The sequence below is a fragment of the Pelagerythrobacter marinus genome (genome assembly GCF_034375205.1).
Taxonomy (GTDB): Bacteria; Pseudomonadota; Alphaproteobacteria; order Sphingomonadales; family Sphingomonadaceae; genus Pelagerythrobacter; species Pelagerythrobacter marinus.
Genome location: NZ_CP139719.1, coordinates 1,961,346 through 1,973,687, shown reverse-complemented (window position 1 = coordinate 1,973,687; position 12,342 = coordinate 1,961,346). Strand labels below are relative to the sequence as shown.

11 protein-coding genes are annotated in these 12,342 nt (G+C 71.0%); 3 read left to right on the top strand and 8 right to left on the bottom strand.

What is annotated here, in order from left to right; translation table 11 throughout:
* Positions 1–30 precede the first annotated feature (30 nt).
* On the bottom strand, positions 31–561 hold the full coding sequence (locus T8T98_RS09725; protein ID WP_251105322.1) for a GNAT family N-acetyltransferase: 531 nt from the start codon (positions 559–561) through the stop codon (positions 31–33).
* A 169-nt stretch (positions 562–730) separates the two neighbouring features.
* Entirely contained in the window at positions 731–1,879 is a 1,149-nt protein-coding gene (locus T8T98_RS09720) for a PQQ-dependent sugar dehydrogenase (protein ID WP_237486825.1), read from the bottom strand.
* Positions 1,880–1,919: 40 nt separating this feature from the next.
* Here T8T98_RS09720 and T8T98_RS09715 point away from each other — a divergent pair, with 40 nt between their 5' ends.
* The 3 genes from T8T98_RS09715 (at position 1,920) to folP (ending at position 5,235) form a co-directional block, all read left to right on the top strand.
* Positions 1,920–2,555, top strand: coding sequence for a ribonuclease HII (locus T8T98_RS09715; RefSeq protein WP_251105323.1), 636 nt, complete (start codon positions 1,920–1,922; stop codon positions 2,553–2,555).
* A gap of 231 nt (positions 2,556–2,786) precedes the next feature.
* Positions 2,787–3,935, top strand: coding sequence for a site-specific DNA-methyltransferase (locus T8T98_RS09710; protein WP_322295658.1), 1,149 nt, complete (start codon positions 2,787–2,789; stop codon positions 3,933–3,935).
* Positions 3,936–4,113: 178 nt separating this feature from the next.
* The gene (gene folP / locus T8T98_RS09705) at positions 4,114–5,235 is read left to right on the top strand and encodes a dihydropteroate synthase (protein WP_251105324.1); all 1,122 of its coding nucleotides are present in this window, start codon (positions 4,114–4,116) and stop codon (positions 5,233–5,235) included.
* Positions 5,236–5,239: 4 nt separating this feature from the next.
* Here folP and trpD read toward each other — a convergent pair whose 3' ends face one another.
* The 6 genes from trpD to T8T98_RS09675 all read right to left on the bottom strand — a co-directional run bounded on the left by trpD (position 5,240) and on the right by T8T98_RS09675 (position 12,185).
* Positions 5,240–6,232, bottom strand: a complete 993-nt coding sequence (trpD, locus tag T8T98_RS09700; RefSeq protein ID WP_251105325.1) for an anthranilate phosphoribosyltransferase — start codon at positions 6,230–6,232, stop codon at positions 5,240–5,242.
* Positions 6,229–6,840, bottom strand: a complete 612-nt coding sequence (locus T8T98_RS09695) for an anthranilate synthase component II (RefSeq protein WP_251105326.1) — start codon at positions 6,838–6,840, stop codon at positions 6,229–6,231. Before T8T98_RS09695 ends, trpD begins: the two co-directional genes overlap by 4 nt.
* A gap of 50 nt (positions 6,841–6,890) precedes the next feature.
* Entirely contained in the window at positions 6,891–7,850 is a 960-nt protein-coding gene (gene pip / locus T8T98_RS09690) for a prolyl aminopeptidase (protein WP_251105327.1), read from the bottom strand.
* A gap of 6 nt (positions 7,851–7,856) precedes the next feature.
* Positions 7,857–8,630 (bottom strand): phosphodiester glycosidase family protein, encoded by a 774-nt coding sequence (locus T8T98_RS09685; protein ID WP_322295657.1) that lies wholly within the window; start codon positions 8,628–8,630, stop codon positions 7,857–7,859.
* A gap of 80 nt (positions 8,631–8,710) precedes the next feature.
* Positions 8,711–10,246 (bottom strand): anthranilate synthase component I family protein, encoded by a 1,536-nt coding sequence (locus T8T98_RS09680; RefSeq protein ID WP_322295656.1) that lies wholly within the window; start codon positions 10,244–10,246, stop codon positions 8,711–8,713.
* A 4-nt stretch (positions 10,247–10,250) separates the two neighbouring features.
* Positions 10,251–12,185 carry a peptidylprolyl isomerase gene (locus T8T98_RS09675; protein WP_251105329.1) on the bottom strand — a complete coding sequence of 645 codons (1,935 nt, stop codon included), beginning with the start codon at positions 12,183–12,185 and terminating at the stop codon, positions 10,251–10,253.
* Positions 12,186–12,342 lie beyond the last annotated feature (157 nt).

Below are 12,342 nucleotides of genomic sequence, written 5' to 3'. Positions count from 1 at the left end.
CCATCCGGTTGGCAGATTGCCGGGGGCGACTCAATCCTCGGCGCGCGGAGCCCCCTGCTGCGGCCAGGGTCCCAGCATCCCTTCGGCCGGCAGGATCGCCGGGTTGTCGCACCGCACCAGCAGGCGCGCCGGGTCGTAGGGGCCGGGGCAGCGCCAGCCCACCGTGGGGGCGGCGGAAAAGCCGAAGAAGCGGCCGTAGTACTCCGCATCGCCGATCATCACCTGCGGCAGGGCGCCCGGTTCCAGCGCGCCGAGTGCGGCGAGCATCAGCGCCTTGCCGAACCCTTCCTGCTGCCGCTCGGGCACGACCGCCACCGGGCCGACCATGATCATCGGGTGCGCGCGCCCGGCGGGATCGGTCAGCGCGACCGGCCAGAGCTGGATCGTGCCCACCAGGTATCCGGCATCGTCCGCCGCGGCGAAGCTGAGCGCGGGCAGCCACTGCGTCCCCTCGCGGATGCGATAGGCCGTGCGCGCGTGCCGGTCCGGCCCGAAAGCGCGGTCGAGCAGTTCCTCGACCAGCGCCGGGTCGATGGAGCCAAGGGGGACGATCGTTGCCATTGGCGCGCGCGGTTAGGCGCGCGGGGCGGCGGAGTCGACCAAATTCGCCTTGGGCCAGCCCCGCCCCGGCTTTGCGCGCCCCGGCTTTGCACGCCCCGGCTTTGCGCGCCCCGGCCATGCGCGTCCCGGCGGCCCGGCAGCCGGGCGGGGGCGGAAGGCGGGCGCGGGATCAGGCCGGCGCGATGCGGATCAGCCGGCCGTCGCCGTCCTCGAGGATCCACAGCGCGCCGTCGGGGCCCTCGACGATCTCGCGGATGCGGTTTTCCGACGGGATGCGGGCGACCTCGCGCGCGCTTTCGCCGTCGATCGCGACGCGCACGATCCCCGCCGGCTTCATCGCCGCGATGATCGCCTGGCCTTCCCATTCCGGCCACAGGCGGCCCGAGTAGAACAGGAAGTCGCCCGGCGCGATCACCGGGGTCCAGCCAATCGCCGGGGCGCGGAATTCGGGCCGGGTGGCGTGGGCGGGGATGGGATCGCCATTGTAGTGCTCGCCGTTCGAGACGACCGGCCAGCCGTAGTTGGCGCCGCGTTCGACCAGGTTCAGCTCGTCGCCCCCGGCCGGGCCATGCTCGAGATCCCACAGGCGCCCTTGGGCGTCGAACTGCAGGCCCAGGGCATTGCGATGGCCGTAGGACCAGATCTGGTCCGACGGGCTGCCGCGATCGGCGAAGGGATTGCCCGGCGCGGCCTCGCCGTCGAGCGTCAGCCGCAGGATCGAACCGAGCGTGTTCGACAGGTCCTGCGCCGGCTCCAGTTTCTGCCGGTCGCCCGACGACAGGAACAGGTGCTGGCCGTCGGGCGCGATCGCGATGCGGTGCGAATAGTGGCCGCGCCCGGTCACCTTGGGCTGCTGGCGCCAGATCACCTCCAGCCCTTCGACCGCGCAGGCATCGGCCTGTTCGCAGACCAGCGTGCCCCGGCCCAGGGCCGCGCCGCGGGTGTCGCCTTCCCCGGCCTCGGCCCAGGTCAGGTAGATCGTGCGCCGGCCCAGCGTGTCCGCGCTTTCGGACGGCAGGAAGGCCACGTCGCCCAGGCCGCCCTGGCCGCCGTAATCGACTTGCGGCATCCCTGCGACCGTGCCGGTGCGCCCGGTCGCGGTATCGACGAACTTCATCGTCCCGCTCTTCTCCGTCACGAACAGGGTCGCGGTGCCCGGCGCGAAGGCGGCTGCCCAGGGCTCGTCGAACCTGCCGAAAGAGCGGGTTGCGAAATCGCCGCCTTCCAGCACCGATACCGGTTCCCCGGCGGCGGGGGCGGCGGCGGTCGACCCGGTTTCCCCGGACGGTTCGGCGCTGCAGCTTGCGGAAAGCAGCATGCATGGCGATAGGATAGCGGCAAGGATCGCGGTCTTGGTCATGTTCAGTGCAACTCCCCATCAGTCGTTCGGTGCAACGCCGCTGGTCGTCGGCGTGGACGAGGCCGGGCGCGGCCCCCTGGCCGGACCGGTTGTGGCGGCAGCCGTCGCGCTGTGCAAGCCGCGACCGGCCGGGCTCGACGATTCGAAGCGGCTCTGCGCCGGCTCGCGCGCGCGGATCGACGAGGCGATCCGGCGGCGCTGCGCCTGGGGCGTCGGGGTGGTCGAAGTGGTGGAGATCGACCGGCTGAACATCTTCGGCGCGACGATGCTGGCCATGACCCTGGCGGTCGCCCGCCTGGCCGAGGCGCTGGCGCGCGATCCGGACGAAGTGCTGGTGGACGGCAACCTGACCCCGCACGGCCGCCGGGCCGAATGGCGCTGGCCCGCGCGCGCGATCGTCGGCGGCGACGGCAAGGAGCCGGCGATATCCGCCGCCTCGATCGTGGCCAAGGAATGGCGCGACCGGATGATGGTCGCTGCCGCGCGCGAACACCCGCACTACGGGTGGGAACGCAACAAGGGTTATGGCACGCGCGACCATGTCGAGGCGCTGCGGCTGCACGGGCCGACCCCGCTCCACCGCCGCAGCTTCGCCCCCGTCGCGCAGATGGACCTGTTCGCCGCCCCGGCCTGACGCGCCGCCGGCGTTCGCGAACCCCCGGCTTTCGCGATGCAATTGAGTCCTTCGGGCAACACCCGCAGCATATCGAGTCGGGCCGAATCGCGCGGACTCAATATCTTGTGGGGGACTCCTTTCGTTCTCCGGCAAGGTCGGCACCGGCCGGATGCCACGCGCGAAATCGGTGCTTGACGCCGAGTCCGCTTGGACTCACCCTGTGGATAAATCTGCCAACGGGGGAATGACATGGGGGTCGTCGAGACGACGAAGACACGGGCGCTGCGCCGCGCGAAGCCGGTTGCCGCGCCGCGCGAACTGGCGCCCGAGCTGCCGCTGGGGGAGATCCTCGACGGCGATTGCGTCGAGGCGATGCGCCGCCTGCCCGATGCCAGCATCGACCTCGTCTTCGCCGATCCGCCCTACAACCTCCAGCTCGGCGGCGACCTCAACCGCCCCGACGGCAGCCACGTCGACGCGGTGACCGACGATTGGGACCGGTTCGACAGCTTCAAGGCCTACGACGATTTCACCCGCGCCTGGCTGACCGAGGCGAAGCGCGTGCTGAAGCCCGACGGCGCGCTGTGGGTGATCGGCAGCTATCACAACATCTTCCGCGTCGGCGCGATCCTGCAGGACCTGGGGTTCTGGATCCTCAACGACGTCGTCTGGCGCAAGGCCAACCCGATGCCCAATTTCCGCGGCACGCGCTTCACCAACGCGCACGAGACGCTGATCTGGGCGAGCCAGGGCGAAAAGGCGAAGTATCACTTCAACTACCGCGCGATGAAGACGCTGAACGACGAGCTGCAGATGCGCAGCGACTGGGTCCTGCCGATCTGCGGCGGGCAGGAACGGCTGAAGGAAGGCGGGCACAAGGTCCACCCGACGCAGAAGCCCGAGGCGCTGCTCTACCGCGTCCTGCTCGCCACGACCGAGCGGGGCGACGTCGTGCTCGATCCGTTCTTCGGCACCGGCACGACCGGCGCGGTCGCGCGCCGCCTGGGGCGCGAATGGATCGGGTGCGAGCGCGAGGGCGGCTATCGCCAGGCCGCGCTGAAGCGGATCGCGAAGGAACTGCCGCTGGACGAAAGCGCGCTGACCACGATGCAGAGCCGCAAGACCGCGCCCAAGGTCGCCTTCGGCGCGCTGGTCGAGAACGGCTATATCGCGCCCGGCACGCAGGTCTTCGACAAGAAACGCCGCTGGACCGCGACCGTGCGCGCCGATGGCTCGCTGGCGTATGAAAAACAGGTCGGCAGCATCCACGGCCTGGGCAAGGACCTGCAGGGCGCGCCGAGCTGCAACGGGTGGACTTTCTGGCACTACGAAGTCGATGGCGAGGTCAAGCCGATCGACGCTGCGCGCCAGCTCTACCTCCTCGCGACCGAGGATTGATGCGCCGGGCGCGGCGCACGCTGTCCTACACGGCTCTCACCCGCTAGGCCGGATGCATGACCGTGATTCGCCCTGCATCGCGCCCGTTTTGCACCTGCTTCGTGCAGCGCGATTCTTTTGGTCCAGGACTGTGTAACATGCGGTCCATGTCTCAACATATCATCGGGCCGGCAGGGCAATGAGCGAACGGGTCTATCTCCAGCCGATCGGCCTTGCGGCGAGCCCGCAGGGGGAGGAAGGCGACTGCATCCGCCTGGGCGGGGGAATGGTCTATGCCCATCGCTTCGCCGCCGTCGTGCGGCGCGAGGGCGCGGTGGTGGAGCGCTGGCGCTTCACGCCCGAAACCGCGGCCGAGACGTTCGCCCGCCTGCCCGCCGGGCTCGACGCCGAGGCGGAGGAGCAATGGGCGAACCTGCGCCTGGCCCATCCGCCGCTGGAACTGGGCGCGCGGACCGTGCGGCTCGACCAGCCGCAAGTGGCGGGCATCCTCAACGTCACGCCCGACAGCTTCTCCGACGGGGGGCAGTTCCTCGACCGGCCCGAACACGGCCGCGACCATGCCGCCGCGATGCTGGAAGCGGGGGCCGCGATCGTCGATATCGGCGGCGAAAGCACGCGCCCGGGCGCGGCGGCGGTATGGGAAGGGGAAGAGATCGAGCGGGTGATCCCCGCGGTCGAATACTGCGCCGCGATGGGCGCGGCGATCAGCGTCGATACCCGCCGGCCGGCAGTGATGGACGCCGCGCTCCACGCAGGCGCGCACATGATCAACGACGTATCGGCCCTGCGCCACGATCCGCGCAGCCTCGAACTCGTCGCCGCGCGCGATTGCCCGGTGATCCTGATGCATGCCCCGGGCGAAGGCGACGACCTTCATGCCGGTGGCGATTACGACGCGGTCGTGTTCGACGTGTTCGACTGGCTCCGGGCGCGGCGCGACGCGGTGCTCTCGGCCGGCGTCGCGCGCGAGCGGATCGTGCTCGACCCCGGGATCGGCTTCGGCAAGTCGCTGGCGGAAAACCTCGCGCTGATCAACGCGCTGCCGCTGTTCCACGCGCTGGGCCAGCCGCTGATGCTGGGCGCCAGCCGCAAGCGGATGGTCGGCGCGCTCAGCAACGAGGCCCCTGCGCACGAGCGGCTCGGCGGCAGCCTGGCGCTCGCGATCGCGGGGATGGACGCGGGGGTGCAGCTGCTGCGCGTGCACGACGTGGCCGCGACGGTCCAGGCGCGCAACGTCTGGCGCGGCCTGCGCGACGCGGCGCTGACCGACTTCTCGCAATTGCCCGGGGGGGGTGGCTAGGGCGCTATTGCGCCAGCGCGATCCAGCGGTCGAGCAGCGCGCCCGCCTTGCCGCTGTCGAGCGATTCGGCGGCGATCGCCGCGCCCTCTTCCCAGCCGCTCGCCCGGCCGGCGACGATCAGGGTGGCGGCGGCGTTGAACAGCACGGCGTCGCGATAGGGGCCGGGCGTGCCGTCCAGCAGGGCCTTCAGCGCGCGCGCGTTGTGCCGTGCGTCGCCCCCGCGGATCGCCTCCACCGGGGCGCTCGGCAGGCCGGCTTCGGCGGCTTCGACGCGGCGCATCTCGAAGTCGTTGCCGGCGACGTCGGCCAGCTCGTTGCCGCCGGCCAGGCTCAGCTCGTCGAGCCCCTCGTCGCCGGAGGCGATGAAAGTCCGCTCGGTCCCCAGCCGCGCCTTCGCCGCGGCATAGATCGGGACATAGGCGGGCCGGGCGATCCCGATCAGCTGCCGCCGCACCCCGGCGGGGTTGGACAGCGGGCCCATCAGGTTGAAGATCGTGCGCCGGCCCAGCCGCTGGCGGATCGGCTGGATGCGGCCCATCGCGGGATGGTGGTTCTTGGCGAAGAGGAAACAGATGCCGATCTCGGCCAGCGTCTTCTCCGCCGTGCGCCCCGCGGCCTCCATGTCGAGGCCCAGCGCCTCGAGCGTGTCGGCCGCGCCGGACTTGCTGCTCGCCGCGCGGTTGCCGTGCTTGGCGACCGGCACGCCGGCCGATGCGACCACCAGGCTGACGGCGGTGGACACGTTCAGCGTGTGGTGCCCGTCGCCCCCGGTGCCGCAGCAGTCGACCGCGTCATCGGGCGCGGCGACCGGGATCAGGCGGGCGCGCAGCGCGCGGGCGGCCCCGGCGATCTCCTCCGCCGTCTCGCTGCGTTCGGTGATCGCGATCAGGAAACGGGCGATCTCCTCCTCGCTCGTCTCACCGTCGAGGATCCAGCCGAAGACTTCCTCCGCCTCGGCCTCGCTCAGGTGCGGTTCCGCCTCGGGCAGCGTCCTCATGCCGCGGCCCTTGCCGGCAGGCGGGGCTCGATCCCGCACAGGCGCAGGAAGTTGGCGAGCAGGGCATGGCCGTGATCGGTGGCGATGCTCTCCGGGTGGAACTGGACCCCGTGGATCGGCAGGTCGCGGTGGCGGAAACCCATCACGCACGTGCCGTCGAGGCCCGGGGTCTCGCTATGCGCGTTGACCGCCAGCGCGTCAGGCACGTCCTCCACCACCAGCGAGTGGTAGCGGGTCGCGGTGAAGGGGCAGGGCAGGCCGGCGAAGACGCCGCTCCCGTCGTGATCGACCGGCGAGGTCTTGCCGTGCATCAGCCCGCCGCGCACCACGCGCCCGCCGAAATGCTGGCCGATCGCCTGGTGGCCGAGGCACACGCCCAGCAGCGGCCGGGCCGCATCGGCACAGGCGGCAACGAGGTCGAGGCTGATCCCGGCCTCGTTCGGGGTGCAGGGGCCGGGGGAGATCAGCACGCCTTTCGCGCCGCTGGCCACCGCCTCGGCCGCGGACAGCGCGTCGTTGCGTTCCACCCGCACCTCGGCGCCCAGCTCCATCAGGTAATGGACCAGGTTGAAGGTGAAGCTGTCGTAGTTGTCGATCACCAGTATCATCGCGCGCCGCCTTCGGCCGTTCGCCCGGCCCGATCAAGCAAGTTTAGGTTTCAGGCCGCCTTCCCGGCGAACCGGTCGGTCGCCCGCACCAGCCCGTCGACGATGCCCGGTTCGCTGGCGGAATGGCCGCCGTCGTGGACGATCCACAGCTCGGCTTCGGGCCAGGCCTTCTTCAGCGCCCAGGCCGAAGTGGGCGGGGTGCAGATGTCGTGCCGGCCCTGGACGATGATCCCGGGGATGCCCTTCAGCCGGTCCGCATTGGCGAGCAGCTGCCCTTCCTCGAGGAAGAAATCTTCCAGGAAGAAGCGGGCGCAGATGCGCGCGAAAGGCAGGGCCTTCGCCGGGTCGGCGAAGGTTTCGAGCAGCTTTTCGTCGGGCAGGAGCGTGGCGACGCTGCCTTCCCACAGCGACCACTCGCGCGCGGCGGCGAGCCGGATGTCCTCGTCGTCGCTCGTCAGCCGCCGGTGATAGGCCGCGACCAGATCGTCGCGTTCCTCGGCGGGAACCAGGCCGGAGAAGGCGTCCCACTGCTCGGCCATGATCTCGCTCGCGCCGTAGGAGTAGAGCCAGGCTTTCTCCTTCCGGCGGCCGAGGAACACGCCGCGCAGGACCAGCTCGCTGGTCCGGTCGGGGTAGGCCTGGGCATAGGCGAGCGCGAGGGTTGCGCCCCAGCTTCCGCCGAACACCTGCCATTCCTCGTGCCCGCACATCGTCCGCAGCCGCTCGATATCCTCGACGATGCGCCAGGTGTCGTTGCGCTCGATCTCGGCGAAGGGCAGCGACTTGCCGCAGCCGCGCTGGTCGAACAGGAGGACGTCGTACAGCTCCGGGTCCCACTGGCGGCGATGGTTGGGGCTCATTCCGCCGCCCGGCCCGCCGTGCAGGAACACGGCCGGCTTGGCCCCCGGCGTCCCGATCCGCTCCCAGTAGAGCGTGTGCCCTTCGCCGACGTCCAGCATGCCGCTGTCGTAAGGCTCGATCTCGGGGTAGAGCGTGCGTTCGTAGTCCATCGGCCTTCAGTCCTTCTCTTCGACCACCAGCATGGGCCCGAACCGGCTGCCGCTGTCCATCCGCTTGCGCGCGGGGTCCCACAGGGCGCTGACATTGCCGTCGAGGAACAGCGCGTCGGGCGTTTCGAGCTCGTCGCGGAAATAGCGGGCGAGCACGCCGAACGAGATCGGCTCTTCCGAAATGACGAAATGCGCCCGCCCGGCGCGGTCGACGCCGACCCCGTTGCGCACGGCCTTGCTCGGACCGTCCTCGGCGATCTTGGGATGGAGCTTGCCGTCGATCACGAGCATCGGGCCGCTCTGGGTGCCGAACTGGGGGCGGTCGGCGACATTGGCGTAGAAATCGTCGGCCGTGCGGATCTGCCACTTGCCGCCTGTGCCATAGAACACGCCGTTGGGCTTCAGGTGGAAGTTGCCCGGCCCGTCGGCGCGGTTGAGCTCTTTCAGCCGCCGGCCATCTTCCACGTAGTATCCGATCGGCTTGCCTTCGCCGTCGTACATCCCCGCGTTCATCGCGAAGGCAACCGGCGCGGCATCGGCCGCCCGCTTGGCTGCGAGCGCGGCAAAGCCGCGATAGGGCGCGCCGTCGGCCGGGCCCAGCACGGTCACGATCCGGTGCCGCGCGGGATCGGCGATGCAGTGGATAAGAGCGGCCCCTTCGAAGGTCGTGCTGTCGCAGGCGGAAGCCATCGCCGGCGTGGGTGTCGGGCTCGGCTCGGCCGCGGGACCAGGCTCGCTGTCGCTTTCGGCGACGCCGCTGCCGATTTCGGTCCGGATCACCGGCTCGCCTTCCGGCTGCGGTCCGCAACCGGTCAGGACAGTGGCCGCGCAGGGCGCCAGAAAGAGGAGGCGCCACCGCCTCACTGGCCGAACCCCGGCTCCTGCGCAATCCGCGCGGCCTCGCGCGCGGCGGCGAGGAGGGCGCTCGCCTTGGCCTCGCACTCGCGTTGTTCGTAGGCCGGGTCGCTGTCGGCCACGATGCCCGCGCCGGCCTGGACGTGGAGCGTGCCGTCCTTCACCACGCCGGTGCGCAGGACGATGCAACTGTCGACCGAGCCGTCGGGCGCGAAATAGCCGACCCCGCCGGCATAGGCGCCGCGGGTTTCGGGCTCTATCCCGGCAATGATCTCGCAGGCCCGGATCTTGGGCGCGCCGCTGACCGTGCCGGCGGGAAAGCCCGCGAACAGCGCGTCGAGCGCGTCGCGATCGGGATCGAGCCGGCCGACCACGTTGCTGACGATATGCATGACGTGGCTGTAGCGTTCGATGGTGAAGCTGTCGGTCACCTCCACCGTGCCGCGGGCGGCCACCCGCCCGACGTCGTTGCGGCCGAGATCGAGCAGCATCAGGTGCTCGGCCCGTTCCTTCGGATCGGCCAGCAGGCTTGCCTCAGCGGCGCGGTCGGCCTCGACCGTGGCGCCGCGCGGGCGGGTGCCGGCGATCGGCCTGATCGTGACTTCCTTCGGCCCGTCGCCCCCGCCCCTGACGCGCACGAGGATTTCGGGGCTGGAGCCGACCACGGCAAAGCCGGGCAGGTCGAGGAAATAGAGGAACGGCGATGGATTGACCCGGCGCAGCGCGCGGTAGAGCGCGATCGGCGGCAGGGGGAAGGGGCAGGTGAACCGCTGCGCCAGGACGACCTGGAAGATGTCGCCGGCCGCGATGTAGTCCTTCGCGCGGGCCACGCCGGCGGCGTAGTCCTGCGCCGCGACCATCGGGGTCAGCGCCATGTCGGGCAGGTCCGCCGCGCGCGTTTCGGCGGGCGGCGGCCCGGAAAGCCGCCGCAGGGTCTCGTCGATCCGCTCGCCAGCGGTCGCGATCGCCGCGTCGGGGGCGTCCTCCCCGGCCCAGAGCGGGGCAATGCAGAACAGCTCGTCGCCGAGGCTGTCGAACACCAGCAGGACCGTGGGGCGTACGAACAGCATGTCGGGCATTTCCAGCGGGCTCGCGGGTGCGCGCGGAAGCTTCTCGACCAGGCCGATCGTCTCGTAGCCGAAATAGCCGACCAGGCAGGCGAGCGCCGGCGGCAGTTCGGCCGGCACGTCGATCCGGCACCGTTCCACCAGCGCGCGCAGTTCGTCCAGCGCGCCGCCGGGGCAGGGCGCAAAGGCCTCGCGGTCGGCCTGCCAGCGGGCGTTGATCGCCGCGCTGTCGCCCTCGGCCCGGAAGACGAGGTCGGGATCGATGCCGAGCAGGCTGTACCGCCCGCGAACCTCGCCCCCTTCGACCGATTCGAGCAGGAAGTCGCCCCGGCCCGGATCGAACAGCTTCAGCGCCGCGCCCACCGGGGTTTCGGTATCGGCGACGACCCGCCGCCAGACGAGCGCGGGCCGGCCGGCCGCCAGCGCGGCGACCGCGGCCTCGGCGTTGCGGAGACCCGGGGCGACCTGCGCCACCGGCTCAGTTCTGCCCGAGCAGTTGCTTGCGAACCGCCTCGATCGCGGTCTCGTTGCGTTCCACGCCCAGTTCCTGGCGCAGGGCGAGGCGCAACTGGTCGGCGTATTCGCTGCCGATCGCGCTGCCCAGCTCGCGCCTCACCTGGGCGAAGACCGGGTCTTCGCGGTCCACTTCGCCCGCCTCGATCTCGTCCAGGTCGACCACGTACCAGCCGTTGTCGTCGGGCGCCTCGAGCTTCTTGGTCGTGCCCTGGGCCATGCTGAAGAGCAGCGCGAGCGGGGCGGGGAACTGGCCCTGGAGCGCGGCCAGCTGCTGGCGCGTCAGGTTGACCGGTTCGACCCCGGGCAGGGCGGTTTCCTCCGCCTGCACGGCGGCGGCGAGGCTCGTCCCTTCCTTCACCCGCTCCAGCACGCGATCGGCCGCGGCGCGCGCCGCGGCGGCACCGCGGTCGCGGCGCCAGGCGGCGATCACGTCGTCGCGGATTTCGGCCAGCGGCGCCGCGGCCGATTCGACGATCTGGCCTGCCTCGAAGACAAGATAGGTCTCGCCGCGTTCGATCTCCGCCAGCTGGGGCTCGCCCTCGATCATCTGGAACGCGGTCTCGAGCGCCGGGCCGAGAACCTCGGGCGCGGTCTGTCCCGGCGCGCCATAGACATCGCCGCTGGCCAGGAGCGGGCGGGTCGTTTCGACGTCCACGCCGAGCTGGCCGGCGATGTCGCCCAGCGAGACGCCGTCGGTCAGCTGTTCCTCGATACTCGCGGCGAGGTCGGCCAGGGCGCGCTGGCGTTTCTCGGTCCGCAGCGTATCGGCGATCTCGCCGCGAACTTGCGCGAGGCTGCGCGCGGGGGTGCGCTCGACCGCGTCGACGCGCACGACGTGCCAGCCCAGCGCGCTGCGGGCCGGGGCGGCAAGCTCGCCGCGCCCGGCAGCGAAGGCGGCGCGGGCAACGTCGGCGGAAGCCTGTGCGGCATACTCGGCCTGCGACAGGGGGCCGAGCGCGGCGACGTCGAATCCGGCCTCGCGCGCGGCGGCCTCGAGCGATCCGCCGCCCGTCACGCGCGCGCGGATCGCGTTGGCGGCTTCCCGCGTCGGCACGATCAGCTGGCTCAGCCGGCGCGTTTCGCTGGCGGCATAGCGCGCGCCGTCTTCCTCGTAACGCGCGGCGATTTCCTCGTCGGTCGGCTCGATCCGGGCGTCGAGGTCCTCCGGACCGAACACGGCATAGCGAATCACGCGCCGCTCGGGGCGGATGAAATCGTCGCGATTCTCGTCGTAGAACGCCTTCAATGCCGCATCGTCGGGCGTGCCCTCGGGGGCGAACGCGCTCGACGGCAGCATGGCGATGCTGCCGCGGCGCCGTTCCTGCAGCAGCGCGGCATAGCGCGTTGCCAGCTTGTCGGGCGCCTGGGCGCCGAACACGACGGGCATCAGCAATTGCTGCGCCAGCAGGCCCTGCGAGATGTCGTTGCGGAAGGTCGCTTCCGAAATGCCGCGCGCGCCCAGCGCCTGGCGGAAGGTCGTGGTGTCGAATTCCCCGTTCGGGCCGCGGAACTGCGGGATAGTTATGATCTCGCTGTTGACCAGGTTTTCGCCCGCGCGCAGGCCGTGGCGGCGCGCATATTCGGCGATCGCCGCGCGGTCGATCATCTGGTCGAGAACGTCGTCGAGCCCGCCCTGCGCGATGAAGGCTTCCATCGACATGTTCGGGTTCTGCTGGCGCACCTGGTCGAGCGCGTCGCGCGCGCTGGCGACGAGATCGGCCGAATCGATCTTCTGCCCGCCGACCACGGCGACCCGGTCGCCCCCGGCGACCCCGCCGAACGTCCCGGTATTGGCGACATCGCTGCTGGCGAAAGCGAACGCGATCAGCGCGAGGAAGGCCAGCGTCAGCGGAATGCCGAGCTTCGACTGGAAGAATCTGCGGAAGAACTGAAGCATACTGGGGGATGTTCCGTAGGCGAGGTGCGATTAGGGGTTGCGCTGTGCGGCGAGCGCTTTATCCGCCCTGCGACCTCCCGGCAACAGGTCGGCAGCGCTTTTGGCGTTGCAAGATGAAGCATCTGGCAGGCCGGGCCCGTCGCCCCATATTAAACGG